General features: G+C 61.4%; 20 protein-coding genes and 3 pseudogenes. 15 read left to right on the top strand and 8 right to left on the bottom strand.

Annotated features, from left to right (window positions below):
- Positions 1–13: 13 nt before the first annotated feature.
- A complete protein-coding gene (locus JWR98_RS10105) occupies positions 14–2,209 on the bottom strand; it encodes a hypothetical protein (protein WP_078731920.1) in 2,196 nt (731 codons plus the stop codon).
- 235 nt (positions 2,210–2,444) lie between these two features.
- Positions 2,445–2,813 (bottom strand): YkgJ family cysteine cluster protein, encoded by a 369-nt coding sequence (locus tag JWR98_RS10110; protein ID WP_078731921.1) that lies wholly within the window; start codon positions 2,811–2,813, stop codon positions 2,445–2,447.
- A gap of 250 nt (positions 2,814–3,063) precedes the next feature.
- On the opposite strand from JWR98_RS10110, the gene JWR98_RS10115 reads away from it, so the two are divergent.
- On the top strand, positions 3,064–4,410 hold the full coding sequence (locus tag JWR98_RS10115) for a spinster family MFS transporter (RefSeq protein WP_078731922.1): 1,347 nt from the start codon (positions 3,064–3,066) through the stop codon (positions 4,408–4,410).
- A gap of 169 nt (positions 4,411–4,579) precedes the next feature.
- On the opposite strand, the gene rapA is transcribed toward JWR98_RS10115, so the two are convergent.
- A complete protein-coding gene (rapA, locus tag JWR98_RS10120) occupies positions 4,580–7,426 on the bottom strand; it encodes an RNA polymerase-associated protein RapA (protein ID WP_078731923.1) in 2,847 nt (948 codons plus the stop codon).
- A 220-nt stretch (positions 7,427–7,646) separates the two neighbouring features.
- Here rapA and JWR98_RS10125 point away from each other — a divergent pair, with 220 nt between their 5' ends.
- The 3 genes from JWR98_RS10125 (at position 7,647) to ccoM (ending at position 8,515) form a co-directional block, all read left to right on the top strand.
- On the top strand, positions 7,647–7,988 hold the full coding sequence (locus JWR98_RS10125; RefSeq protein ID WP_078731924.1) for an aspartate-semialdehyde dehydrogenase: 342 nt from the start codon (positions 7,647–7,649) through the stop codon (positions 7,986–7,988).
- 105 nt (positions 7,989–8,093) lie between these two features.
- On the top strand, positions 8,094–8,255 hold the full coding sequence (locus JWR98_RS10130; protein ID WP_179119889.1) for a hypothetical protein: 162 nt from the start codon (positions 8,094–8,096) through the stop codon (positions 8,253–8,255).
- A gap of 143 nt (positions 8,256–8,398) precedes the next feature.
- Positions 8,399–8,515 (top strand): cytochrome c oxidase subunit CcoM, encoded by a 117-nt coding sequence (gene ccoM / locus JWR98_RS29895; protein ID WP_279654131.1) that lies wholly within the window; start codon positions 8,399–8,401, stop codon positions 8,513–8,515.
- Positions 8,516–8,644: 129 nt separating this feature from the next.
- On the opposite strand, the pseudogene JWR98_RS10135 reads toward ccoM, so the two are convergent.
- A pseudogene (locus tag JWR98_RS10135) lies at positions 8,645–10,119 on the bottom strand (inorganic phosphate transporter).
- Positions 10,120–10,431: 312 nt separating this feature from the next.
- Positions 10,432–10,632 carry a hypothetical protein gene (locus JWR98_RS10140; RefSeq protein WP_003172389.1) on the bottom strand — a complete coding sequence of 67 codons (201 nt, stop codon included), beginning with the start codon at positions 10,630–10,632 and terminating at the stop codon, positions 10,432–10,434.
- A gap of 558 nt (positions 10,633–11,190) precedes the next feature.
- On the opposite strand from JWR98_RS10140, the pseudogene pcaR reads away from it, so the two are divergent.
- From pcaR to pcaC, 11 genes and pseudogenes are all read left to right on the top strand, one after another.
- A pseudogene (gene pcaR / locus JWR98_RS10145) lies at positions 11,191–12,032 on the top strand (pca regulon transcriptional regulator PcaR).
- 146 nt (positions 12,033–12,178) lie between these two features.
- Positions 12,179–13,519, top strand: coding sequence for a 4-hydroxybenzoate transporter PcaK (gene pcaK / locus JWR98_RS10150; RefSeq protein WP_205489938.1), 1,341 nt, complete (start codon positions 12,179–12,181; stop codon positions 13,517–13,519).
- 163 nt (positions 13,520–13,682) lie between these two features.
- Positions 13,683–14,540, top strand: a complete 858-nt coding sequence (locus JWR98_RS10155) for a CoA transferase subunit A (RefSeq protein WP_078731927.1) — start codon at positions 13,683–13,685, stop codon at positions 14,538–14,540.
- Positions 14,540–15,319, top strand: coding sequence for a CoA-transferase subunit beta (locus JWR98_RS10160; protein ID WP_003172394.1), 780 nt, complete (start codon positions 14,540–14,542; stop codon positions 15,317–15,319). Before JWR98_RS10155 ends, JWR98_RS10160 begins: the two co-directional genes overlap by 1 nt.
- On the top strand, positions 15,316–16,518 hold the full coding sequence (gene pcaF, locus JWR98_RS10165) for a 3-oxoadipyl-CoA thiolase (protein ID WP_179119894.1): 1,203 nt from the start codon (positions 15,316–15,318) through the stop codon (positions 16,516–16,518). The genes JWR98_RS10160 and pcaF overlap by 4 nt, the downstream gene beginning before the upstream one ends.
- A gap of 70 nt (positions 16,519–16,588) precedes the next feature.
- Entirely contained in the window at positions 16,589–17,239 is a 651-nt protein-coding gene (pcaH, locus tag JWR98_RS10170) for a protocatechuate 3,4-dioxygenase subunit beta (RefSeq protein ID WP_205489984.1), read from the top strand.
- A 1-nt stretch (position 17,240) separates the two neighbouring features.
- Positions 17,241–17,807, top strand: coding sequence for a protocatechuate 3,4-dioxygenase subunit alpha (gene pcaG / locus JWR98_RS10175; protein ID WP_078731930.1), 567 nt, complete (start codon positions 17,241–17,243; stop codon positions 17,805–17,807).
- 155 nt (positions 17,808–17,962) lie between these two features.
- A complete protein-coding gene (locus JWR98_RS10180) occupies positions 17,963–19,258 on the top strand; it encodes an MFS family transporter (RefSeq protein WP_078731931.1) in 1,296 nt (431 codons plus the stop codon).
- Between the two features lie 10 nt (positions 19,259–19,268).
- Positions 19,269–20,633 carry a 3-carboxy-cis,cis-muconate cycloisomerase gene (locus tag JWR98_RS10185; RefSeq protein WP_078731932.1) on the top strand — a complete coding sequence of 455 codons (1,365 nt, stop codon included), beginning with the start codon at positions 19,269–19,271 and terminating at the stop codon, positions 20,631–20,633.
- Between the two features lie 10 nt (positions 20,634–20,643).
- Positions 20,644–21,434: pseudogene (pcaD, locus tag JWR98_RS10190) on the top strand (3-oxoadipate enol-lactonase).
- 10 nt (positions 21,435–21,444) lie between these two features.
- The gene (gene pcaC / locus JWR98_RS10195; RefSeq protein WP_078731934.1) at positions 21,445–21,840 is read left to right on the top strand and encodes a 4-carboxymuconolactone decarboxylase; all 396 of its coding nucleotides are present in this window, start codon (positions 21,445–21,447) and stop codon (positions 21,838–21,840) included.
- A gap of 71 nt (positions 21,841–21,911) precedes the next feature.
- Here pcaC and JWR98_RS10200 read toward each other — a convergent pair whose 3' ends face one another.
- From JWR98_RS10200 to JWR98_RS10210, 3 genes are all read right to left on the bottom strand, one after another.
- Entirely contained in the window at positions 21,912–22,811 is a 900-nt protein-coding gene (locus JWR98_RS10200) for a polysaccharide deacetylase family protein (RefSeq protein WP_205489940.1), read from the bottom strand.
- An 84-nt stretch (positions 22,812–22,895) separates the two neighbouring features.
- Positions 22,896–24,146, bottom strand: a complete 1,251-nt coding sequence (locus tag JWR98_RS10205) for an OprD family porin (protein WP_205489942.1) — start codon at positions 24,144–24,146, stop codon at positions 22,896–22,898.
- Between the two features lie 153 nt (positions 24,147–24,299).
- Positions 24,300–25,907 (bottom strand): J domain-containing protein, encoded by a 1,608-nt coding sequence (locus JWR98_RS10210; RefSeq protein ID WP_078731942.1) that lies wholly within the window; start codon positions 25,905–25,907, stop codon positions 24,300–24,302.
- Positions 25,908–25,912 lie beyond the last annotated feature (5 nt).

Below are 25,912 nucleotides of genomic sequence, written 5' to 3' on the forward strand. Positions count from 1 at the left end.
CCCTCCCACATTTCTAAGCCGTCTTGCCGGTATGGTTATTCAACGAAATAACCTTGGTCTTGCCGATGCGATGACGGTAGATCTCGCGCAGGTACTTGATCGCCTTCTTCACGCAATCGCGTGACAGGCGAATGTCATTGATCGACACAAACTTGTCTTTGTCATTGATCAGCTCGCGGTACTTCTTCTCATACATCGGCTTGATCGCGTACCAGTTGGTGTCGAGGATCTTGGCCGGGTTCTCGAATTCGTTGAGCAGTTCGTCGATACGGTCTTCGTCGAAATCCTCGTGGATGATGAAGTCCAGCATCGAATTGTCCAGCGTGTCATCGAATCGATACGGGTTGCGTGCAAAGCAGCGTTTGATGAACGCGACGATCAAGGTGAGGAAGTCATCCGACAGGCATGGGCTCTTGGCGATCAATGTTGTCAGCGATAAGTTGGCCGAAGCGCCGATCACCAGCGCGTAGCGCTTGAGCGTGGTGTTGGGGAACAGGCTGTTGAGGTGGGTCTTGAGCCGGTTCAGGTCCATGTAGGACAGCTTGTAGTCCTTGGGCAGCGAGACGATGGACACCACCGACGAGCAGTTCTTGAAGAAGTGCAGGTCGTGCAGCGCCGCGGCGTCGTAGCCGGAGTTCTTGTACTGTTCCAGGGAAGCTTTGTAGCGTTTGGACTCGATCGGCAACAGGCTGATGCCTTCGATGGCCTGGGTGACCTTGTTGAAGTGCGGCAGGTCGATGGAGCGGAAGAACAGGTCATCGATGTTCAGGCGTTGCGGCTCTTTTTCGAACACCTTGAACTTGTCATTCGAAGGCGCCGGGGTTTCCGGGACGACGGACTCGGCGTAGGCAATCGCTACGGGACCTGCCAGGCTCATGAACAGGTCGTTGGCATCCAGGCGGATGGTTTCGCCGATGTCGATGCCGGCGCGACGGAAGTAGTTCTGGTCGTAGTCGGTGGTCACGGCCTGGGCGGTGAGGATGTTGAAGATCTGTTGGGAGATGTACTGGTTGGCGTGTTTTTCCATGGCGTTGACGTCAATGTTCTGGATGTTGCCGTCATCGCTTTCTTCGGCGTAACGCATGATGTCGTTGGAGATCAGCATCATCGCGTTCCACGGCCGGATGCGGCCTTTCACGCTGGCTTCGCTGCTGTCTTCGTTGGCGAAGTTGTACGAGAAATCCCATTCTTCCGACAGGTATTTGCACAGCAGTCGCCCGGCGTTGATGTGCAGCGCCTCGGACATTTCACTGCGGTGGTCGGAGATGTTCGGCAATACGCAAATGCCGCTGGTGAAGATCGGCTCGAACACAAAGGCGTGGCCGCTCTTGCTGTCGTGCTCGTCTGCGGGTTTGGTGTCGAACGTTTTGTTCATGTACGAATGCTGCTGGGCAAGGCCGAATTCCGAGGCCATCCCCGACCCCGTCCCGCCGCCGGCGCTGAAGATCGAAAAATACAGACGCGACTGGTTGGCCTTGATGCCGCAGGAGTCGATCAGGTACGAATGGATCATCTTCCAGTCGGGGCTGGAGAAACGCTGGGTGTCTTTGTTGAGGATGATCTTGGCCAGGTACTGGCCGAGGATCGGCGCGTTACCGGCGCCGCCGGCATGGACTTCGGAGAGGTCCATGATTTTCATCTTGCTGTAGTCGCGCAGGAAGCCGCTTTTTTCGCCCTTGCGCGAGAAGCGGATACGCCCGGCGATGTCTTTGTCCAGGTCGCCGAGCATCACCAGGGGTTCGACCAGGAACACCGGTTTGCTGGCCTTGCCGCTGCCCAGGCGCAGGTTGTTGCGGATCCACTGGGTAGGGCTGTAACCCTTGTCTGTATGGCTCTTTTTAAATTGAAGCTTGTCTTCGTTACTGAATTCGTTCAGGTAGAACTTGCGCGCGTTGTACACCAGTTCCGCCACGTCCAGCGCGATGTTTGAACCGCACCGCCCCAGGCCGATCAGGCACACCGACGGGAATTCCTGTTCGCTGCGCGGATCGCTGTCGCCTTCAAGATGGGGCGGGCGCGGGAACACCATGTCGCGCAGGCCATCAAGGTTATCGAGGATACGGTCGGTATTGGTTTCGGTGAAGTACAGGTACTGCTGGGTGGCCAGCGGGGGGGTGGTGCTCAATGACTTTGAACCTGAGGGTTTGTCCGCAGGAGCTGTGGGCAACACGTCGGATACCACGGTGGCAGAGCTGTTTTTAGAAGTCATTGTGCGCCATGTGCCTGGGCGGATGGCTGAAAAGAATCAAAGGGCCATCACGGAATGGGAGTTCGCGACTTTACAGTGCGTCCTTGTCCGGAGAATCGGGCTGACCCTGATAACCCCAGGCAAAACCTGGGCGGACTCTGATTAATCGGCCGTTCGTCGCCGATCTTTAGGCGAGTGATGGCGAAATGCCAAATTTTCGGCGTCAGCAGGTCGGCCTGGCGATGTTCGTTTGACCCTAGGCGCTGACGGGCAGCTCCAGCTCGAAGGCGGGCGCTTCCAGCGGCGCCAGGCCGAACGCGGCACGTGCGGCATCGCAATCGACGTTTTGCTCGCCCTGGCTCCACGAGGCATCGAACTCTCGGCAGGGGCTTGAGCGTTGCTCATAGATCGAACAACGGGTGCCTTGACCCACTTCACCTTCAAGGCTGCAGCAGCGCGCGGGTTTCTGGTCGGTGCCGATCATCGCGACGCGAGTGGGGTTGATCTGGACCACCAGGTCGTCGGGCACCGTGCCGCCCGATGAGGCGCACTCGCCCCAGAAGAAAGACACACGAAAGTATGAACAGCAGGCACCGCAATTCAGACACGGACTGGCTTCGGACATGGGCGTCATCAATAAAAAGTAGGGAGGGGCACTACGGGAAGGCTCGCCATTCTATCTGGGCCATGGCCGTTGGGAAGAGGGGGCAGCACTTATATTTTGCGTAGGGAAAGTCCGGAATACCGGACGAAATCATGCCCTATCAGCTTTACGAATCATTACAGACAAGCGGCGCTCGCCTGACTATGTTGCAAGTACCCGAGCAGGGTGCGTCGTGCATCGCAGCTCTCATAACAATAAAAGAGACGGACCCATGCAGAACTCGACCCAAGCGGCGAATGCCTGGCGCATTCTGTTCCTGCTGTTCCTCGCCAACCTGTTCAACTTCTTCGACCGCACCATCCCGGCCATCATCATCGAGCCAATCCGCATGGAGTGGCACCTGAGCGACTTCCAGCTCGGCATCATCGGTACCGCATTCACCATCGTCTACGCTATCGCCGGCCTGCCGCTGGGGCGTATGGCCGACACCGGCTCGCGCAGCAAGCTGATGGGCTGGGGCCTGTTTGCCTGGAGCGGGTTGACGGCGATCAACGGATTCGTCGGCAGTTTCTGGACCTTTTTGCTGGTGCGCATGGGCATCGGTATTGGTGAAGCCAGCTACGCGCCGGCGGCCAACTCGCTGATCGGCGATTTGTTTCCTGCGCATCGCCGTGCACGCGCCATGGGGATTTTCATGCTCGGTCTGCCGTTGGGCCTGCTGCTGGCGTTTTTTACCATCGGTGCGATGGTCAAGGCGTTCGACAGCTGGCGCGCGCCGTTCTTTATTGCAGCGGTGCCGGGGCTGATCCTCGCGGTGTTCATGTTCTATATCAAGGAACCCAAGCGCGGTGCGGCGGAAACCGTGCAGGTGTCCCAGGAGCGCGTCGACCGCCCGATCCGTCGCGTACTGGCCGTGCCCACTTTCCTCTGGCTGGTACTGGCCGGGTTGTGCTTCAACTTCGCCACTTACGCGTGCAATTCGTTTCTGGTGCCGATGCTGCAGCGTTATTTCCTTATGCCGCTGCAGGACGCCGCCGTCGCTACCGGTGTCATCGTCGGCTTGACTGGCCTGGTGGGCCTGACGGTGGGTGGCTGGATTGCCGACAAGATCCATCAACGCGTCGCCAATGGCCGGCTGCTGTTCGCGGCGTTCAGCCTGATCATCTCCACCGTCACCACCGCCTGGGCCTTGCATGCCGGACGTATCGAGATTGGTGTGTTCGTGGCGCTGTTCAGTGTGGGCTGGTTGTTTGCCTATAACTTCTACACCTGCGTGTACACGGCGATCCAGGATGTGGTTGAACCACGCCTGCGGGCGACGGCGATGGCGTTGTTCTTTGCCGGCTTGTATTTGCTGGGCGGCGGCATGGGGCCGATCGTGGTGGGCGGCTTGTCCGACCATTTCGCCCATTCGGCGATGTATGCCGCGGGGGCCGAGCAGATGACTGAGGCCTATAAAGCAGTGGGTTTGCACGACGCCATGTACCTGATTCCGGTGGCGCTGTTCTTGACCATGCTGTTTCTGTTCCAGGCCTCGCGCAGTTTTGTGCGTGATGCCAGGCGGATGAAAGAGGGGTTGAGCGCGGTTGAGGTGCCGGTTGCGGCCGCGACGGCTTGAAACCGCGGTGACGCTATCGGGGCAAGCCCCATCCCACACTTAACGGTATTCACAAATCAAAATGTGGGAGGGGGCTTGCCCCCGATGAGGCCCGCAAAACCAGCACTGTTCTCAAGTGAATAAAAAAGCCCGCATTGCGGGCCTTTTTTTAAACAGGGCAGGGCGTTAATCAACCCGCCACCAACACCCGAATCGCTTCCAGTCTCAGCGCAGCCTTGTCGAGCATGGCCAGGCCTTGCTCGCGCTGGTTGCGCAGGGCAACCAGTTCACTGTCACGCACGGTCGGGTTGACTGCTTGCAACGCGGTCAGGCGCGCCAGTTCTTCATCGGTGTCTGCCGCCAGGCGACGCTTGGCCTCGGCCACGCGCTCGGCATGACGCGGGGTGATCTTCTCTTCACCGGCGTTGATGCGCGGGGTGAGTTGATCGCGCTGGGCCTGTACGAACTTGTTGGCACTGGCCCGTGGCACGCTTTCCAGCTGGTCGTTCAAGGTTTCGAACGAGACGCGCCCGGACAGGTCATTGCCATTGGCGTCCAGCAGGCAGCGCAGTGCGGCCGGTGGCAGGTAGCGACCCAATTGCAGCGAACGCGGTGCAACCACTTCACTGACGTAAAGCAGTTCGAGCAACACGGTGCCTGGCTTGAGCGCCTTGTTCTTGATCAGTGCCACGGCGGTGTTGCCCATGGAACCGGACAGCACCAGGTCCATGCCGCCCTGCACCATCGGGTGTTCCCAGGTGATGAACTGCATGTCTTCGCGCGACAGCGCCTGGTTGCGGTCGTAGGTGATGGTCACGCCTTCGTCGTCGCCCAGGGGGAAGCTGGCGTCGAGCATTTTTTCGCTCGGCTTGAGGATCAGCGCGTTTTCCGAATGGTCTTCGCTGTCGATACCGAAGGCGTCGAACAGGGTTTCCATATAGATCGGCAGGGCGAACTGGTCGTCCTGCTCCAGGATGTCTTCCACCAGCGCATCGCCTTCACCTGCACCACCGGAATTGAGCTCCAGCAGGCGGTCGCGACCGGTGTGCAGCTCTTGCTCCAGGCGTTCGCGCTCGGCACGGGCCTCGTCAATCAGCGCTTGCCACTCGCCGTCATCGGCGTTTTCCAGCAGCGGCAGCAGGCGCGGGCCGAACTGGTGCTGCAGGGCGTTGCCGGTCGGGCAGGTATTGAGGAACGCGTTCAGCGCTTCGTGGTACCACTGGAACAGACGCGCTTGCGGACTGGTTTCCAGGTACGGCACGTGCAACTCGATCACATGCTTCTGGCCGATCCGGTCCAGACGGCCGATACGCTGTTCCAGCAGGTCGGGGTGGGACGGCAGGTCGAACAGCACCAGGTGGTGGGCGAACTGGAAGTTGCGGCCTTCAGAGCCGATTTCCGAGCAGATCAGCACCTGGGCGCCGAACTCTTCGTCGGCGAAGTAGGCGGCGGCACGGTCACGTTCGAGGATATTCATACCCTCGTGGAACACCGTGGCCGGGATGCCGGAACGCACGCGCAGGGCGTCTTCCAGGTCCATGGCGGTTTCGGCGTGGGCGCAGATCACCAGGACTTTGGTGCGCTTGAGCATTTTCAGCTGATCGATCAGCCACTCCACCCGTGGGTCGAAGCGCCACCAGCGGTTTTCTTCCTCGATGTCCGGCTGCGACTGGAAGCTGACTTCCGGGTACAGCTCGGCGTGTTCGCCCAGTGGCAACTCCAGGTATTCGTCCGGGTTCGGCAGCGGGTAGGCGTGCAGCTTGCGTTCCGGGAAGCCCTGGACGGCGGCGCGGGTGTTGCGAAACAGCACGCGGCCGGTGCCGTGGCGGTCGAGCAGCTCACGCACCAAGCGTGCGCTGGCTTCGGTATCGCCATCGTTGACGGCGCTGAGCAGCGCTTCGCCTTCGTTGCCGAGGAAACCCTGGATGGTCTTGTGGGCCGCCGGTGACAGCCGGCCTTTATCGAGCAGCTCCTGCACGGCCTCGGCCACCGGGCGATAGTTTTCGCTCTCGGCGCGGAAGGCCTGCAGGTCGTGGAAACGGTTCGGATCCAGCAGGCGCAGGCGTGCAAAGTGGCTGTCCTGACCCAGTTGCTCCGGAGTGGCGGTGAGCAGCAGCACGCCAGGAATCACTTCGGCGAGTTGCTCGACCAGCGAATACTCCGGGCTGGCTTTCTCTTCGTGCCACACCAGGTGGTGAGCCTCGTCGACCACCAGCAAGTCCCAGCCGGCGGCGAACAGCGCGTCCTGGGCCTTTTCGTCGTCCACCAGCCACTCAAGGGCGACCAGGGCCAGTTGGGTGTCTTCGAACGGGTTGGCGGCATCGCTTTCGATAAAGCGTTCTTCATCGAACAGTGCAACCTGCAGGTTGAAGCGGCGGCGCATTTCCACCAGCCATTGGTGCTGCAGGTTTTCCGGCACCAGGATCAGCACGCGGCTGGCGCGGCCCGAAAGCAGTTGGCGATGGATCACCAGGCCGGCTTCGATGGTCTTGCCCAGGCCCACTTCGTCGGCCAGCAACACCCGTGGCGCGATACGGTCGGCGACTTCCCGGGCGATATGCAATTGGTGAGCGATAGGTTGCGCACGTACGCCACCCAGGCCCCACAGCGAGGACTGCAGTTGGCGGCTGGTGTGTTCCAGGGTGTGGTAGCGCAGCGAGAACCAGGCCAGCGGGTCGATCTGCCCGGCGAACAGACGGTCGCTGGCCAGGCGGAACTGGATGAAGTTGGAGAGTTGGGTTTCCGGCAGGGTCACCTGCTCGTTCTGCCCATTGAGGCCGTGGTAGACCAGCAAGCCGTCGACGTCGTCGACTTCCTGTACGGTCATTTTCCAGCCTTCGAAATGGGTGATGGAGTCGCCCGGCGAGAACCTCACGCGGGTGAGGGGCGCATTCCGTAGCGCATACTGGCGCGTGTCGCCAGTGGCCGGATAGAGCACGGTCAACAAGCGGCCGTCCTGTGCCAGAACGGTGCCTAACCCCAGCTCTGCTTCGCTGTCACTAATCCAGCGTTGCCCCGGTTGATACTGCTGCGCCATGCTGCCTGACTCCCGCCGTGAAAAAGCCGACTATGTTAACGGAACAAGGCTCCCACGCCCAAGGATTCTGATAAAAACTACTCTGTTTGAAGGCGGCGTCGGCAGTTGGATCGACGGATGGCGGGCACTTGGGAGTGTCGACTGGGTCACAGGTTGGCGAGCTTTTGCTCAAGTCGCCCTGCGGCCCGCCGACAGCCTGTTGATCAGGAGAGTAAAGATTATGTTGCCACCCATGCTGCCCGTCAGCGTTGTGCCGGTCACGTCACAACTTGATCCGGTACGCCAGAAGCCGGATATCCCGCCCGTGGTGCCTGTGCAAGCAGGCGCCAACGAAAGCGCGATCGACCTGAAAAAGGGCGATGCCGAGCAGTCGGCCTTTGTGTTGCGCGAAGAGCAACGCCGCCAGCAGGAACAGCAAAAACGCCGGCGTGAAGCCGAGGAAGACCCGGACCAACACCTGGCCATCCCAGGCGACGAGCTCAATGCCGACAACACCGTGCCCGTGGTGCCGTTGATCGAAGACGCGCCGCGCCAGGGCTTATGGGTGGACGTCGAGGTTTGATCGCTCGGTTGCGGGCGAAGGCCTGCCTTTTGTCGCGCGCTGATTTGCCGTCGGGCGGGGGAGGCCGCATTATTAAGCCCTTCTCGCCACGACGTAAGCCAAGCCATGAGTGATGATGACAAATTGATCGACCTGAATGCCGAGCGCGCCAAGCGGGTTCATGACCTCAATGACAAGCGCCTGAACGAAGTGCGCCAGGCGTTTGAGCAGGCAATGCCGTTAGGCAAAGCCAATAAGAAGCCGAAGAACAAACCGAAAAAGCGTTGAAATGGCCTGCATCTATTGATGCAGGTCAGTTATTGCCCTTCTTTACGCCCCGTTGCGGGCGACATTGATCCCCGTCAATTTTCCCGTCCGACTTCTCCAGTAACTTAGCCCTATCGCAACAGGGCAAGCACAGGAGGCCGGTCATGTTTATCGATAATGTGGTATTCGCCGGAGTGCTGACCGTAAGCCTCATGGTGCTGTTTTTTGTAGGATTTGGAGTTTTTATCTGGAAAGACGCGAACAAGCGTAAAAAACCTTAGGTCTTTCCGGGTTACATGAGCACGCAAGGCATTTTGGGCGACTTCGGTCGCCTTTTTTTTCGTCTGTTATTTGGCAATAAAAAAGGTGCGACCCTTGCGGATCGCACCTGTTTTCGTTGCAGCGCAGTATCAGCTGCCGAGTGCCTTTGATGCCAGCCAGAACAACCCGGCCGACAGGCCACCGTTGCCGGCAGGGTCAACACCCACGCCATCAGGATGGTCTTGACCGTGCCACCTTGCAGGCCGCTCTTGTTGGCGACCATGGTGCCGGCCACGCCAGAAGACAGCACGTGGGTGGTGGATACCGGCAGGGAGAAGATGTTGGCAAAGCCGATCATGGTCGCGGTGGTGATCTGCGCCGACATACCCTGGGCATAGGTCATGCCCTGCTTGCCGATCTTCTCGCCGATGGTCAGTACCACGCGCTTCCAGCCCACCATGGTGCCCAGGCCCAGGGCCAATGCAACCGCGAGGATCACCCAGAACGGTGCGTACTCGGTGGTGGCGGTGAGGTCTTTGCGCAGCTTGTCGAGGTCGGACTTCTCACGTGCGTCCAGGCCCGGCAGTTTGCCGACTTTCTTCGCGGTATCGTCCAGGCAGAGCAGGTAGCGGCGCACTTCGATGCGCTGATCGGCGTTCAACGAATGGTAGTCGGAGACGCCTTTCAAGGTGCTCACGAGCGCGTTGATGGTCGGCTCGGTCTGCTGCGGGTTGCACTGGAACTTGCCCGGCAGGTCGTCCTTCACGCTTTTACCCAGCGCCAGGAATTCGCCGAGGGTGGCGTTGTTGCGCTGGTAGAACTGGCTCAAATGCACGGTAGCGTCGCGGGTACGCTCGATCTGGTAAGTGGTGCTGCCCAGGTCAAGGACGAACTGCGCCGGCACGATACCGATCAACACGAGCATGATCAGGCCGATACCTTTCTGGCCATCATTGGAGCCGTGTACGAAACTCACGGCCATGGCGGAAATCACCAGGACCAGGCGGTTCCAGAATGGCGGGTGTTTCTTGTCGTCGAGCTTGCGGCGCTGGTCGGGGGTCTTGTGCATCTTCGACAGCGGACGCCACCATTTCAGGCCGATCAGCACCAGGGCCGCGACCAGGAAACCGGCCATCGGCGAGAACACCAGCGAGGCACCGATATCGATTGCCTTCTGCCAGTTCACACCGTCAGCCAGGGGGATATCGTTGATCAGCGCGTTGGCCAGGCCAACACCGAGGATCGAGCCGATCAGCGTGTGGGAACTGGAGGCGGGGATGCCAAAGTACCAGGTACCCAGGTTCCAGGTGATCGCGGCGGCCAATAAAGAGAAGACCATGGCCAGACCGTGGCCGGTATTCACATTGATCAGCAACTCCACCGGCAGCAAGTGCACGATGGCGTAGGCGACACCGACACCACCGAGCAACACGCCGAGGAAATTGAACACCCCGGAGAAGAACACGGCCAGATGCGGCGGCATGGCTTTGGTATAGATGACTGTGGCCACCGCGTTAGCGGTGTCATGAAAGCCATTGATGAACTCGAAGGCGAGGACAAAGGCCAGGGCGAGCAACAGGCTCACGAGAACCCAAGCATCCAGTCCGCTGAATAAATCGATCATGAAGGTTTTCTGACCCGGTCGTAAGGGGGCGCGATTATGCCAGAAAACCTCGGTAATCGATGCACTAGCTGCTCATCGGTCACCCTCTTCATTGAAAAAAAACCGGCAAAGGCCCTTCATCCCAGGGTTTTCGGGGCTTTGGCAAGTCTTTGATTTATAAAGCAGGGGGGCCAAAACAACGGTTTTTGTCATCAATCCGTCATGCCAGAAACATTTGTATGAAATTTTACCGAGGCGATGGGCGACGGGTAGCCAATTGATAGCTATGTGCCCTTGGTCAGGGTTGCAACCTTGAGGCTCAACCTGAATCGCTCAGGGCTCTTCGGCTTTGAGTTCCTGTTCGATCTTTTGAATTTCCTGGGCAAATGCCTGATCGAGCAAGCTGGCTCGCTTGCGCCAGGGTTTGCGTTCAGGTTCTGGCTGGGCGGCGTAAGTGGTGACTTCCCCGCCGTAAACGTCCTTGTAACGTTGTTCCTGGCGCTCTAGTTCTGCGCGCAGTTCATCTTTCGTCACGTTGTTACCTAATTGAGTTGAGTGTAAATCGCTTGCAGCGTTATCCCTGAATATCGCCCTCGGCTTGTTCAAAGTTGAACGTTCTAAACGTTCAACTAAAAGCAGAGGCGCCGTCACTTGTTATGGCATTGATTCAAGGTAAGTGTTGCAACCGGCACTGCATGACATATGCACGACCTGGCGAGCTCTGGTGCCGATGGTGAAACCGGGCAGACCTGAGCACAGGGTGCATTATAGCGACGCATTTGGATAACACTATCGGTATAAAGTTAAAAAGCGTCAACATTATGTGCGGGTTTTGTTACACGAGCATGTGAATACGTGCTCATATTCTGACGTCATAAAGTGTGCCCGACATGCGGTGTTATAAAACATGCCTGAAATTGTGCCGGGGACGTGAAAAGCGCTCAGGGTGCCGGCAACCGGTAGAATTGCGATAATCGAATGATCGTCCGATAATCGCCCAATGTTCCCGGCTCTGCCTTGTGCCCCACGTCCGGCGCGGCTTGTAATAGCGGCCGAAGTCCCTGCGGTCGACAATAAAAGAAGGATCCCCTCATGAACGATCAATTGCGCAACTCTTTCGCGTCAGCCGCGCGCCGATCGTTGCCTCGCCGGCCAAGCGCATCCAGGCGTTTACCGGTGATCCCGACTTCATGACCTCCCTGGCGCGTGGCTTGGCCGTGGTGCAGGCATTCCAGGAGCGCAAGCGCCACCTGACCATCGCCCAGATCAGCCACCGTACCGAGATTCCTCGCGCCGCCGTGCGTCGTTGCCTGCATACGCTGATCAAGCTCGGCTACGCCACCACCGATGGGCGCACCTATTCATTGCTGCCCAAAGTACTGACGCTTGGCCACGCCTATCTGTCGTCCACGCCGCTGGCTGTGTCGGCCCAGCCCTATCTGGACCGCATGAGCGAGCAACTCCACGAAGCCTGTAACATGGCCACCCTCGAAGGCGACGACATTCTTTATATCGCCCGTTCGGCCACCACTCAGCGCCTGATTTCGGTGGACCTGTCGGTGGGTGGGCGCTTGCCGGCCTATTGCACCTCCATGGGTCGCATCCTGCTGGCAGCGCTGGACGATGCTTCGCTGCAGGACTACCTCGATCATGCCGACCTGCAAACCAAGACCAGCCGCACCCTGACCACGCCCGAAGCTTTGTTCGAATGCCTGCAGCAAGTGCGTCAGCAGGGCTGGTGCATTGTTGACCAGGAACTGGAGCAGGGTTTGCGCTCGATCGCCGTGCCGGTGTATGACGCCTCGGGTCAGGTCTTGGCGGCGCTCAATGTCAGCACCCACGCCGGACGCGTCAGCCGCAGCGAATTGGAGCAGCGCTTCCTGCCGAGCATGCTCAGCGCCAGCCGTGAGTTGAGTACACAGCTGTTCGCCTAAGCTGTTCGGTGATCGCACAGATCCCGGCGTGATCGATTGACGGTGTTTCACCTGGCTTATTACTGTGCGGCAGCGCGCTTCTGGCGCCGCCCAATAATAATGACGACCCCAGGTCGTCGGCCCGCCCCCGGTGTGGAATAAAAACAATGAATCAACCTTCTGTCGGTGCCCCCCTGGACGTGCAGTCCTTTATCAATGCCCAGCCACTGTCACGCTACCAGTGGCGTGTGGTGATTCTGTGTTTCCTGATTGTGTTCCTCGATGGCCTGGATACCGCCGCCATGGGCTTTATCGCGCCTGCCCTGTCCCAGGACTGGGGCATCGACCGCGCGAGCCTCGGCCCGGTGATGAGCGCCGCGTTGATCGGCATGGTCTTTGGCGCACTAGGTTCCGGCCCGCTGGCCGACCGCTTTGGTCGCAAAGTCGTGCTGGTGGGGGCGGTGCTGGTGTTTGGTGCGTTCAGCCTGGCGTCGGCCTACAGCAGCAATGTCGATCAACTGCTGGTGCTGCGCTTCCTCACCGGGCTGGGCCTGGGGGCCGGGATGCCCAACGCCACCACGCTGCTGTCCGAATACACCCCCGAACGTCACAAGTCACTGCTGGTGACCAGCATGTTCTGCGGTTTCAACCTGGGCATGGCCGGAGGTGGGTTTATCTCGGCCAAGCTTATCCCCGCGTTCGGCTGGCACAGCCTGCTGCTGATCGGCGGCATCCTGCCGTTGATCCTGGCCGTGGTGCTGCTGGTGTGGCTGCCGGAGTCGGCGCGCTACCTGGTGGTGCGCAATCGCGGCACGGACAAAGTGCGCAAAACGCTGTCACCCATCGAGCCCACTATCGTCGCCCGAGCCACCGACTTCAGTGTGCCCGAGCAAAAAACCGTCAAGGCACGCAACGTGTTCGTGGTGATTTTCTCCGGCACCTACAGCGCCGGCACCTTGTTGCTGTGGCTCACCTATTTTATGGGCCTGGTGATTGTTTACTTGCTCACCAGTTGGCTGCCGACGCTGATGCGCGACAGCGGCGCCAGCATGGAGCAGGCCGCGTTTATCGGTGCGTTGTTCCAGTTTGGTGGCGTGTTGAGTGCGGTCGGCGTGGGTTGGGCGATGGACCGGTTCAACCCTCACAAGGTGATCGGCGCTTTCTACCTGCTGGCCGGGGTGTTTGCCTACGCGGTAGGGCAGAGCCTGGGCAATATCACGCTACTGGCGACCCTGGTGCTGATCGCCGGGATGTGCGTCAACGGCGCGCAATCGGCGATGCCCTCCCTGGCGGCCCGTTTCTACCCGACCCAGGGCCGCGCCACCGGCGTGTCATGGATGCTTGGCATCGGCCGCTTCGGTGCGATTCTTGGCGCGTGGATGGGCGCCACCTTGCTCGGCCTGGGCTGGAACTTCGAGCAGGTGCTCACCGCTCTGGTGATTCCGGCGGCGTTGGCCACCACAGCAGTGGTCATCAAAGGCATGGTCAGCCACGCCGACGCTACCTGAGGCCTGACCGAGTTCGCCCAAGTGAGTAGCTAGACAACAATCAGTTCGATAATCGAACGGTTAGTCGATTATCGGATTGTTTGACCCATTTGCCCGGCTTAATCTGCAAGCACTTCGGCGCCCTCTCAGCGCCTTTTTCGAACAACACCGGGAGCCCGACCCCATGGCTGAAATTCTTGCGCTGCGCGACGCGGTGAAGCGATTTGTGAACGATGGCGATACCGTCGCCCTCGAAGGCTTCACCCACCTGATCCCTACGGCCGCAGGTCATGAAATCATCCGTCAGGGCAAGAAAGACCTGACGTTGGTGCGCATGACGCCCGACCTGATCTACGACCAGTTGATCGGCGCCGGCTGCGCACGCAAGTTGATTTTCTCCTGGGGCGGCAACCCAGGCGTGGGCTCCCTGCACCGGCTGCGTGACGCCGTCGAAAAGCAATGGCCGCAACCGCTGGAAATCGAAGAACACAGCCACGCCGATCTGGCCAATGCCTACGTCGCCGGCGCCTCGGGCTTGCCGTTCGCGGTGCTGCGTGCCTATGCCGGTTCCGACCTGCCCAAGGTCAACCCGCTGATCAAAAGCGTGACCTGCCCGTTTACTGGCGAAGTGCTTGCGGCGGTACCGTCGGTGCGTCCGGACGTCACGGTGATCCATGCACAGAAAGCCGACCGCAAGGGCAACGTGCTGCTCTGGGGCATTCTCGGTGTGCAAAAGGAAGCGGCGCTGGCGGCCAAGCGTTGCATCGTGACCGTTGAAGAGATCGTCGACGACTTGAATGCACCGATGAACAGCTGTGTGTTGCCGACCTGGGCCCTGACTGCGGTGTGCCACGTGCCCGGCGGCGCACACCCGTCCTACGCTCACGGCTACAACGAGCGCGACAACCGTTTCTACCAGGCGTGGGACCCGATCGCCCGCGACCGTGAGACCTTTACCGCGTGGATCAACGCATACATCCACGGCACCGCCGACTTCACTGAATTCCAGGCCAAGCTGACCGCACAGCAGGAGGCCAAGTAATGGCTTACTCGACCAATGAAATGATGACCGTCGCCGCCGCGCGCCGCCTCAAGAACGGCTCGGTGTGCTTTGTCGGCATCGGCCTGCCCTCCAAAGCGGCCAACCTGGCGCGCCTGACCTCATCGCCCGATGTGGTGCTGATCTACGAGTCCGGCCCGATTGGCGCCAAGCCCTCGGTGTTGCCGTTGTCCATCGGGGACGGCGAGCTGGCGGAGACTGCCGACACCGTGGTGCCGACCGGTGAGATCTTCCGCTACTGGCTGCAAGGCGGGCGTATTGACGTGGGGTTCCTCGGCGCGGCCCAGGTCGACCGTTTCGGCAATATCAACACCACCGTGGTCGGTGATTACCACCGGCCCAAAGTGCGCCTGCCGGGTGCCGGTGGCGCGCCGGAGATCGCCGGTTCCGCCAAGAGCGTGCTGATTATCCTCAAGCAGTCGTCGCGTTCGTTTGTCGACAAGCTGGACTTCATCACCTCCGTCGGCCACGGCGAAGGCGGCGATTCACGCAAACGCCTGGGCCTGCCGGGTGCCGGTCCTGTAGGGATTATTACCGACCTGTGCATCATGGAGCCGGAGGAGGGCACCCATGAATTTGTGGTCACTGCGCTGCACCCTGGCGTGACCCGCGAACAAGTCGTGGCGGCCACCGGTTGGGCGATTCGTTTTGCCGACCAGGTTGACACCACCGCCGAACCGACAGACATAGAACTGACGGCCTTGCGTGACCTCGAAGCCCGCACCGCCGCCGCCCATGGCCAAGCGCCAGGAGAGGCCTGATGCGCGACGTATTTATCTGTGATGCCATTCGCACCCCCATCGGCCGGTTCGGCGGCGGCCTCGCCACCGTGCGTGCCGACGACCTGGCGGCGCTGCCGATCAAGGCACTGATGGAGCGCAACCCGTCGGTGGAGTGGACGGCCGTGGACGAGGTGTTCCTCGGCTGCGCCAACCAGGCCGGCGAAGACAACCGCAACGTCGCCCGCATGGCGCTGTTGCTCGCGGGCCTGCCGGAGAGCATTCCGGGTGTGACCCTCAACCGTTTGTGCGCCTCGGGCATGGACGCTATCGGCACTGCGTTCCGTGCCATTGCCAGTGGCGAGATGGAGCTGGCGATTGCCGGCGGCGTCGAGTCGATGTCCCGCGCGCCGTTTGTGATGGGCAAGGCCGACGCGGCGTTCTCGCGCAACATGAAGCTGGAGGACACCACCATCGGCTGGCGCTTTATCAACCCGTTGATGAAAGCCCAGTACGGCGTGGATGCGATGCCGCAGACCGCCGATAACGTCGCCGACGATTACAACGTTTCGCGCGCCGACCAGGACGCCTTTGCCCTGCGCAGCCAGCAACGTACCGCTGCCGCGCAGGCCGCCGGCTACTTCGCTGAGGAAATCGTGCCGGTACGGGTCGCCCATAAAAAAGGCGAAACCGTGGTGCAGCACGATGAGCATCCACGCGACACCACCCTAGAAGCCCTGGCCAAGCTCAAGCCGGTCAATGGCCCCGACAAGACCGTCACCGCCGGCAACGCGTCGGGTGTGAATGATGGCGCCGCCGCGCTGATTCTGGCCTCGGCCGAAGCCGTCAAAAAACACGGCCTCACCGCCCGCGCCCGGGTACTGGGCATGGCCAGCGCCGGTGTCGCGCCACGTGTGATGGGCATCGGTCCGGTACCGGCGGTACGCAAACTGGTCGAGCGCCTGGGCCTGGCCGTGACTGATTTTGATGTGATCGAACTCAACGAAGCCTTCGCCAGCCAAGGCCTGGCGGTGCTGCGTGAACTGGGCATTGCCGACGACGCGCCGCAGGTCAACCCGAACGGCGGCGCCATCGCCCTTGGTCACCCATTGGGCATGAGCGGTGCGCGGCTGGTACTGACCGCCTTGCACCAGTTGGAAAAAACCGGCGGCCGCAAAGGCCTGGCGACCATGTGCGTGGGCGTCGGCCAAGGCCTGGCCCTGGCGATTGAACGCATCTAACAAGAGAGGAACGCTCCATGAGTGACAAGCCCGGTTACCGCGCCCGCAAGCGGGCACCCAACCTGATTACCTGCACCCGGCCTACCAGTCGACGAACCTGCGTTCGCCGTCCCAGCCGTTGGTGTTTTTGCCGCATTCACTGTCGGAAATTACCGGCCCGACCATCGGCGCCGAGCGTGTCGATGCGAAGGACAACGACCTCACCGCCCAGCATGAAGGCGAGCCCCAGGGCGAGCGCATCATCATTCATGGCCGTGTGCTGGATGAAAACGGCCTGCCGGTGCCGGGCATCCTGGTGGAGATCTGGCAGGCTAACGCCGCGGGTCGCTACAACCACAAGCGCGACCTGCACGACGCGCCGCTGGACCCGAATTTTACCGGCACCGGGCGGACCGTCACCGACGCCGACGGCTGGTACCAGTTCCAGACCATCAAGCCCGGCGCCTACCCGTGGGGCAACCACCACAACGCGTGGCGCCCGGCGCATATCCACTTTTCACTGTTCGGCCCCAGCGTGCTGACGCGCCTGGTGACGCAGATGTATTTCCCCGGCGACCCGTTGCTGGAATACGACCCGATCTACAACTGCGTGCCCGATACCAGCGCCAAGGAACGCCTGATCGCGCGTTTTGACCTGGAAAAAACCATTCCTTCCTATGCCCTCGGCTACCGCTGGGACATCGTCCTGCGCGGCCGCGACGCCACGCCGATGGAGAAATGAGATGAGCCTTTACGCAACCACGTCCCACACCGTTGGGCCGTATTACCACATCGGCCTGACCTGGCTGAACCGCGAGGACCTGACCAGCGCCGCCACTCTCGGTGAGCGTGTGGCGATCAGCGGGCAAGTGGTGGATGGCAACGGCGATGCGGTCAACGACGCCATGCTCGAAGTCTGGCAGGCCAACGCCGCCGGCAAATATGACCACCCCGAAGATGAGCAGGACAAGGCCGTCGACCCCAACTTCGAAGGGTTTGGGCGTGTGCCGGTGGATGCCGAGGGGCGTTTCCGCTTTACCACCATCAAGCCGGGCTGTGTGCCGGGGTTGAAGGGCACGACCCAGGCGCCGCATCTGGTGGTGCTGGTGTTTGCGCGGGGTCTGGTCAAGCACCTGTTGACGCGGATTTATTTTGACGGTGAAGCGCTGAACGGGGACGACCCGTTGCTGGCGTGTGTGCCGGCAGAGCGGCGCGGTACGTTGATTGCCAAGCCGGGGGATGATGGGGTGTACCAGTGGAATGTGATTTTGCAGGGGACAGATAAGGAAACGGTGTTCTTCGATTATTGATCAGTAGCAGCGGTAGGTTTCAAGCTGCAAGCTACAAGGAAAAGCAGTGACCGCGTCGGTTCTTCTCTTGCAGCTTGTAGCTTGCTGCTTGCAACTACCTCTGGTTGTTGCAAAGTATGTCTAGGCTATAACCGTTCCCACTGAGTGAAAAAATCATGACCACAAAAACCAGTCATTACACCGGAGAAGAACGCAGCAAACGAATCTTTGCGATTGTCGGTGCCTCTTCCGGCAACCTGGTCGAATGGTTCGACTTCTACGTCTACGCCTTCTGCGCGATCTATTTTGCCCCGGCGTTTTTTCCTTCTGACGACCCCACGGTGCAACTGCTCAACACCGCCGGCGTGTTCGCCGCCGGGTTTTTGATGCGGCCCATCGGCGGCTGGTTGTTCGGCCGCGTGGCCGACAAACACGGTCGCAAAAATTCGATGATGATCTCGGTGCTGATGATGTGCGCCGGTTCCCTGGTCATTGCCTTTTTACCCACCTACAAGGACATCGGCGCCTGGGCCCCGGCCCTGCTGCTGGTGGCGCGGCTGTTCCAGGGCTTGTCGGTGGGCGGCGAATACGGCACCACCGCCACCTACATGAGTGAAGTCGCGCTCAAGGGCCAGCGCGGCTTCTTCGCGTCGTTCCAATACGTGACCCTGATCGGCGGACAATTGCTGGCGGTGCTGGTGGTGGTGATCCTGCAACAGATCCTCAGCGAAGAAGAACTGCGGGCCTGGGGCTGGCGCATTCCCTTCGTGATCGGCGCGGTGGCGGCGCTGATCTCGCTGTTGCTGCGGCGCACCCTCAAGGAAACCACCAGCAAGGAGATCCGCCAGGACAAGGACGCCGGCAGCATCGTCGCGCTGTTTCGCGACCACGGCCGGGCGTTCATCACGGTGCTGGGCTACACCGCCGGTGGCTCGCTGATTTTCTACACCTTTACCACCTATATGCAGAAGTACCTGGTGAACACCGTCGGCATGCACGCCAAGACCGCGAGCTACATCATGACCGGCGCGCTGTTTCTGTATATGTGCATGCAGCCGCTGTTCGGCATGCTGGCAGACAAGATCGGCCGACGTAATTCGATGCTCTGGTTTGCCGGCCTGGGTACCCTGTTCACGGTGCCGATCCTGTTGACCCTGAAGACCGTCAGCAGCCCGTTCCTGGCCTTTGTATTGATCACCCTGGCGTTGGCGATCGTGAGTTTCTACACCTCGATCAGCGGGCTGGTCAAAGCCGAGATGTTCCCGCCTCAGGTGCGTGCCTTGGGCGTGGGCCTGGCGTATGCGGTGGCGAATGCGGTGTTTGGCGGTTCGGCGGAAGTCGTGGCGTTGAGCCTTAAATCCATCGGTATGGAAAACACCTTCTATTGGTATGTCACGGCGATGATGGCGGTGGCCTTCCTGTTCAGCCTGCGCCTGCCCAAGCAGGCCGCTTACCTGCACCACGATCTGTAAAGGACGAGTTATGACACTGCGCACGAGCAACCAACTGTTCGACGCCTACTTCACCGCCGACAGCATGGCCGAGGTGTTCTGCGACAGGGGACGTTTGCAGGGCATGCTGGATTTTGAGGCCGGGCTGGCCCGGGCGCAGGCGCGGGTGGGGTTGATCCCCCAGGCCGCTGTCGCGCCGATTGCCCAGGCGTGCCTGGCCTCGCTGTATGACGTGGACGCCCTGGGCGCCGCGATTGCCACGGCGGGCAATTCAGCGATTCCGCTGGTGAAGGCGCTGGGCAAGTTGATCGCCAGTGAAGATGCCGGGGCCGAGCGCTATGTGCACCTGGGCGCCACCAGCCAGGACGTGATGGACACTGGTTTGGTGCTGCAACTGCGGCGCGCGCTGAGGTTGATCGAAACCGACCTGGCCCGCTTGGGTGACGTGCTGGCCGCCCAGGCCCAGCGTTACGCCGAGGTGCCAATGGCCGGGCGCACCTGGTTGCAGCACGCGACGCCCGTCACCCTGGGTATGAAAATCGCCGGTTGGCTGGGCGCGGTGACGCGCAGCCGGCAACGTCTTGCCGAGCTCAAGCCGCGCCTGCTGGTGCTGCAGTTCGGCGGCGCCTCCGGGACCCTGGCGGCGCTCGGTGAACAGGCCATGCCGGTGGCCGAAGCCCTGGCGGCGGAGTTGCAGCTGGGCCTGCCCGAACAGCCCTGGCATACCCAGCGTGATCGCCTGGTGGAGTTCGCCGGCGTGCTGGGCCTGATCGCCGGCAGCCTCGGCAAACTGGGGCGGGATATCAGCCTGCTGATGCAAACCGAAGCGGCGGAAGTGTTTGAACCGTCGGCGCCGGGCAAGGGCGGTTCATCCACCATGCCGCACAAGCGCAACCCGGTCGGCGCCGCCGTACTGATCAGCACGGCGACCCGCGTGCCTGGCCTGGTGTCGACGATGTTCAGCGCCATGCCTCAGGAACACGAACGCAGCCTGGGCCTGTGGCATGCCGAATGGGAAACCCTGCCGGATATTTGCCGCCTGGTCTCGGGCGCGTTGCAACAGGCGTTGCTGGTGAGCGAAGGGTTGGAAGTCGACCCCGAGCGCATGCAGCATAACCTCGACCTGACCCAGGGCCTGGTGCTGGCCGAAGCGGTGAGTATCGTGCTCGCCCAACGCCTGGGCCGTGAAACCGCGCACCACCTGCTGGAGCAATGCTGCAAGCGTGCCGTCGCAGCGGGGCTTCACCTGCGCGCCGTGCTGGCGGATGAAGCGCAGATCACCGCCGAACTCTCGGCGGCCGAACTGGACCGCCTGCTCGACCCCGCCCACTACCTGGGCCAGGCGCGCACCTGGGTCACGCGTGCGGTCACCGAACATTTTGCACTGACTGCCTGAGGAGGCCACTGTGGCATTTGTACAACTCGCCGAGGGCGAACTGCATTACCAGCTCGATGGACCCGTCGATGCACCGGTGTTGGTGCTGTCCAACTCCCTGGGCACCGACCTGCATATGTGGGACCTGCAGGTCCGGCCTTTACCGAGCATTTTCGGGTGCTGCGTTTCGATACCCGTGGTCATGGCAAATCTCTGGTGACCGAGGGGCCGTACAGCATCGAGCAGTTGGGTCACGACGTGATTGCGCTGCTGGATGCGCTGGATATTCACCGCGCGCACTTTTGCGGCCTGTCCATGGGCGGCCTGATCGGCCAATGGCTGGGGATCAACGCCGGCGAGCGTCTGCAGCGCCTGGTGGTGTGCAACACCGCCGCCAAGATCGGCACGCCGGACATCTGGAACCCGCGCATCGAAACGGTACTGCGCGACGGCGCGGCGGCGATGGTTGCGCTGCGCGATGCATCGATTGCGCGCTGGTTCACCGCCGATTTCGCCGCGGCCAACCCGCACCAGGCCACGCGGATCACCGACATGCTCGCGGCCACCTCGCCGCAAGGCTATGCGGCCAATTGCGCGGCCGTGCGTGATGCGGATTTTCGCGAGCAACTGTCTGCAATCAAGGTGCCGACCCTGGTGATTGCCGGCACTGAAGACGCCGTCACACCGCCTGCCGGTGGCCACTTTATCCAACAGCGTGTGCAGGGCGCCGAGTATGCCGAGTTCCATGCGGCCCATCTGTCGAATGTCCAGGCCGGTGCTGCGTTCAGCAACCGGGTGATTGAATTTCTGCTGGCCCGTTAAGGAGCTTTTTGTGGACGAGAAACAACGTTATGCCGAAGGCCTGCACGTACGCCGCGAGGTGTTGGGCGATGCCCATGTCGACCGCAGCCTCAATGCCCTGACCGAGTTCAACAGCGAGTTCCAGGAAATGATCACCCGCCACGCCTGGGGTGACATCTGGACCCGCCCGGGCCTGCCTCGGCACACCCGCAGCCTGATCACCATCGCGATGCTGATCGGCATGAACCGCGCCGAAGAACTCAAGCTGCACCTGCGCGCCGCGGCCAGCAATGGCGTGACCCGCGCCGAGATCAAGGAAGTGCTGATGCAGAGCGCGATCTATTGCGGGATTCCGGCGGCGAATGCCACGTTCCACCTGGCTGAATCCGTGTGGGATGAGTTGGGAGTGGAGTCCCGCCATGACTGAAACACGCTAGAGAATGTGGGAGGGGGCGGGGCTTGCTCCCACATGTTTGCTCTTCACAAGGGCTGTAGATCTCAGTGGGAGTCGGCGTCCCACACCCAGTTCCACACGCCCGGCAGATGCACTTGCTCGTTCACATCCTTCACCGTCCGCGCCAGCGCCGCGCGTTCCAGCGCGGCGTGGTCGGTGTAGAACGGCTCGGCAGCCGTCTTCATGCCGTTGATGCGGGCGCTGTCCATCAGGATCTGCAGGTATTCCTGCATGTGCCGCGCGGTGTAGCGGTTGATGTCGTGGAAGGTCACCACCACCGGGATCACGCCGTCCACTGTCGGCAACTCACCCAACGCAATATGCTCGCGCACCACCGACAGCTGTCGATACAGGTTGGCGTGCCGGCGCGGGCTTGCGTTGAACCCCCAGATCTTGCCGTCGTTGGCGCTCAAGTCGGTCAACAGGACGTGCATGCCATGGCGCTGATAGGCGGCGAAGGTGCGGCGGTCGTAGTTCCAGAACGGCGGGCGCACCAGGGTCGGTGGCGCGCCGGTGATCGCCGCGATGTCGGCGGCGCCCTGGGTGAGGGTGCGCTCAAGCTCGGCGTCGTTCAGCCAGCGGTGGTTGGTATGAAACGCGGTGGCGGTGTGGAAGGCCAGCACATGCCCGCCCGCGTATTCGCGCTCCATGGTCTTGCGGCCGCGTGAACTGCCGCCGGAGCGAGTCGCTTCGGTCTGCAAAAAGAACACCGCCTTGATCCCCGGCAACACCGGGTTGTTGGCCAGGTCGGCGACCACCGAGCGGGTCGGGTTGTTGTAGCCCGACGCGCTGGGCCCGTCATCGAAGGTCAGCAGAAAACGGATCGGCGCCTGGGCTTGCAGGCGTTGTTCGGTCTGCGGCGTCAATGCGACAGGCGCACCGATACAGCCACTGAGGCTCACGGCCAGGGCCAGCACGGCGGATGCGAGGGCAAAGGATTTCATGGTGGGTGCGGGCTCGAATAAGAGGCCGCCGCCGGGAGAGCCAGCGGCGGCAGGCGCGCACGATACCGCAAGTGTCGCGCCGGTTTACAGCAGACTGAGCGGGTAACTGACGATCAACCGGTTTTCGTCGAACTCGTTGTTGCTGTAGTCACGCCGCATGCTGGAATTGCGCCAGCGCAGAGTGAGGTTTTTCAGGCTGCCGCTTTGCACGGTGTAGCCCAGTTCGCTTTCGCGACCCCACTCCTTGCCGTCGGTGACGGTGCCGGTGTGTACGTTGCTGCCGCTGATATAGCGGTTCATCAAGGTCAGGCCCGGTACGCCAAGGGCGGCGAAGTTGTAGTCATGGCGCAACTGCCAGGATTTCTCCTGGGCATTGTCGTAGCTGGAGTTGTAGCTGTCGTTGGCCAGGGTGCCGCCGCTGGTGCCGTTGACACGCATCCAGGCACTGTTGCCGGTGAGTTTTTGCAGGCCCACGTAGAAGGTGTTGCCGCCGTATTTGGCCGAGAACAGGCCGGACCAGGTCTTGTTGTCCAGGTCGCCGACGCGGGCGCTGCCGTCGTCCTTGCCATAGAAGAATCCGAGGTTGGCGCCCAGGGTCCAGTCGCCCAAAGGCTGGCTGTGGACCAGGTTGATGAACTGCTGGCTGTAAATGTCCTTGAGCTGGGCATTCCATAGGCCGACCTGGGTGCGTTTGTCGTTGAAGGCGTATTCGCCGCCCTGGAAGTTGAAGCGGTCGGAGGTGAACGCGGGTTTACCGGTCATCGACAGGTCGGTCATGCTGCTGTCATCGCGCGGGCTGTTGGCGCGGAACTGGCCGCCATAGAGGGTCAGGCCGTCGATTTCCCTGGAGGTGATCTGCCCGCCGCGCAGGGTTTGCGGCAGGGAGCGGCCGTCGTCGGAACGCAGGATCGGCAGCACCGGCATCCACTCGCCGACCTTCAGTTCGGTCTTCGAAATGCGTGCTTTGAACGCCACACCGAGACGGCCGAATTCATCCGCCGGACGGCCGTCATGGTCCAGCGGCAGCAACTGGGTGCCGCCGGTGCCACGCCCGCCGTCGAGCTTGAGCGAATACAGACCCAAAACGTCCACACCAAAACCTACCGTGCCCTGGGTAAAGCCGGATTTAGCGTCGAGGATGAAACTCTGCGTCCACTCCTGCGCGCCGCCCTGGGTTTTGGTCGGGTTGGTGAAGTTGCGGTTGATAAAGAAATTGCGCAAGTTGAGGTTGGCGCTGGCGTCTTCGAGAAAGCCGTGCTCGTCGGCGAAAACCGGCAAGGCAGCACTGGCGACAGCGGCAGCCAGCAACAGCTGGCGAGGATGGAATGTGCTCATGGCGTCTGACCTGTTGTTATTGAGGTTATGCAGGTGGCGGCCATGGTGCTTGGCGGTGCGGGGGCGAAGAAAGTAGGGGCGGGCGGGTTTTGGGCGGTGATCGAACGAAAACTGGCGGGCCGGCGCGTATCGCGGCGGCACGGGCTCGTACGGTCAGATCAGGTGGACCAGGCTGGTCCATGGGATCTCAGGCAAATACCGCTGGGACAGCAAGGTGGCGGCTATCATCACCAACAATAACCAGACTTGCAGTGGGCTCCAGTATCCCCAATGAATGCCGCTGAACCAGGGGTAATAATGGTCAAAATGCTCACTCACGGTGCCGATGCGGCGGCGGTGCAAGAGATGGATCAGTATCATCCCGGCATACGTCAGCATGCCCATCAGCCCCAGCAATAATCCAACCATCAGCAGCATGCCCAGTTGCGGAACGCCGTGGCGTAACACCAGCCAATACTGATGCGGATTGAAACGTGCAGGTAGCAGGCGCTCGCTCAGCCATAGGTCCGGCAAGATCAGCCGCGCGGTCAGGGCCGCCCATAACTGAGTAGCACGGATCGCCAGGAAGGCCGGGATAACGGTCAGCGCCACGACCAGGCCTGCTTCGGTCATCTTGTCCCAGGGTGTATGTGGCGCCATCGCCAGTGCGGCGGCCAGGGCCAGGCCGCCCCAGATACGGATCCAGCTTTGATGGGACACCGGGCGCGGCAGGAATTTGCGCCAGAAAAACACGTCGCTCTGGGGCAGGCGTTCCAGCAGTTGCGGATAGCGCCCGTCGAGGACTTGCGCCAGATGCTGGCAGGCGTGCCAGTCGTTATCGCTGAAGCCTGCCGTCATCCGCTGCTGTTGAGTATTGGTCATGGGTGTCAGCAGCAGTCGCGCAGCCATGGCATCGGCAGATTTCCAGGTCAAGTCCTGGGCTTTGTCTTGCAGGTTTGCGTAGAAACTTTCCTGCTCGCAGCGCGACACCAGTTCACGCCACATCCACGCCGGTTCCGGGTACACGCCTTTCTGGTCGTCCCAGCCGAAGGCCTGGCACACGCGTTCGAACAGCGGCACGCTCCATTGGGTATCGTGGAGCAACTGCAAGACGATGCGTTGCCACTGTTGCTGCAGGTCGAACACCCGCAACCACGGCTGGTTGTTGTAGTGGGCGAGTTGGGTGATGAACTCGCGCTCGGCCTTTTGCTCCAGCAGTTCCTGCAGGGCGCGGCGGTAGTCTTGCAACAGTTCGCCGGTCAGCGCTTCATGCTGCCAGGAGGTCATGGCCACCTGTTGCCATGGGGTCAGCCAGTCCAGATGCTGCGCCGCCCACCCGGCGATTGCACTGCGCTCACCCGGCACGTCGAAACAATGGCGCAGCAGACCTGCTTGGAACGCGTCGGCGCAGCCCTGTTGCCGCGCTTGGGCCCAGCGCTCGTCGAGGTTGCCGATGGTGAGTCCACTGAGCAAGGCCTGCGCCGGGTTGGGCGCGGGCGCGTCGAAGGGGGCCGGACTCACGGGGCGCACGTCCATCCGTTCGGCCAGGTCGCCGAGGTTGTCGTAGGCCTGTTCGACCCGCGGCGCCTCGACGCTTTGCTCTGCCTCGTCGTCGGCTCGCCAGCGCGCCTCGTTCAAGGCTTGCTCGTAGGCGTCGCGCAGGCGCTGGAAGCCTGCGGCGTCGTCATCCGGGCGGCAGCTTTTGAGCAGCCGCGCGTAGGTGCGCTTGATGGTGCGCTCGTCGGCGTCTTCCGGCAGTTGCAATACGGCCCAACACTCCATGTGGT

This window comes from Pseudomonas lactucae (genome assembly GCF_016937615.1).
Lineage (GTDB): Bacteria > Pseudomonadota > Gammaproteobacteria > Pseudomonadales > Pseudomonadaceae > Aquipseudomonas > Aquipseudomonas lactucae.

Excerpts from the sequence above, each read along its gene's own strand:
- JWR98_RS10105 (WP_078731920.1), bottom strand. The coding sequence starts at position 2,209 with ATGACTTCTAAAAACAGCTCTGCCACCGTGGTATCCGACGTGTTGCCC.
- JWR98_RS10110 (WP_078731921.1), bottom strand. The coding sequence starts at position 2,813 with ATGTCCGAAGCCAGTCCGTGTCTGAATTGCGGTGCCTGCTGTTCATAC.
- JWR98_RS10115 (WP_078731922.1), top strand. The coding sequence starts at position 3,064 with ATGCAGAACTCGACCCAAGCGGCGAATGCCTGGCGCATTCTGTTCCTG.
- rapA (WP_078731923.1), bottom strand. The coding sequence starts at position 7,426 with ATGGCGCAGCAGTATCAACCGGGGCAACGCTGGATTAGTGACAGCGAA.
- JWR98_RS10125 (WP_078731924.1), top strand. The coding sequence starts at position 7,647 with ATGTTGCCACCCATGCTGCCCGTCAGCGTTGTGCCGGTCACGTCACAA.
- JWR98_RS10130 (WP_179119889.1), top strand. The coding sequence starts at position 8,094 with ATGAGTGATGATGACAAATTGATCGACCTGAATGCCGAGCGCGCCAAG.
- ccoM (WP_279654131.1), top strand. The coding sequence starts at position 8,399 with ATGTTTATCGATAATGTGGTATTCGCCGGAGTGCTGACCGTAAGCCTC.
- pcaK (WP_205489938.1), top strand. The coding sequence starts at position 12,179 with ATGAATCAACCTTCTGTCGGTGCCCCCCTGGACGTGCAGTCCTTTATC.
- JWR98_RS10155 (WP_078731927.1), top strand. The coding sequence starts at position 13,683 with ATGGCTGAAATTCTTGCGCTGCGCGACGCGGTGAAGCGATTTGTGAAC.
- JWR98_RS10160 (WP_003172394.1), top strand. The coding sequence starts at position 14,540 with ATGGCTTACTCGACCAATGAAATGATGACCGTCGCCGCCGCGCGCCGC.
- pcaG (WP_078731930.1), top strand. The coding sequence starts at position 17,241 with ATGAGCCTTTACGCAACCACGTCCCACACCGTTGGGCCGTATTACCAC.
- JWR98_RS10180 (WP_078731931.1), top strand. The coding sequence starts at position 17,963 with ATGACCACAAAAACCAGTCATTACACCGGAGAAGAACGCAGCAAACGA.
- JWR98_RS10185 (WP_078731932.1), top strand. The coding sequence starts at position 19,269 with ATGACACTGCGCACGAGCAACCAACTGTTCGACGCCTACTTCACCGCC.
- JWR98_RS10200 (WP_205489940.1), bottom strand. The coding sequence starts at position 22,811 with ATGAAATCCTTTGCCCTCGCATCCGCCGTGCTGGCCCTGGCCGTGAGC.
- JWR98_RS10205 (WP_205489942.1), bottom strand. The coding sequence starts at position 24,146 with ATGAGCACATTCCATCCTCGCCAGCTGTTGCTGGCTGCCGCTGTCGCC.
- JWR98_RS10210 (WP_078731942.1), bottom strand. The coding sequence starts at position 25,907 with ATGGAGTGTTGGGCCGTATTGCAACTGCCGGAAGACGCCGACGAGCGC.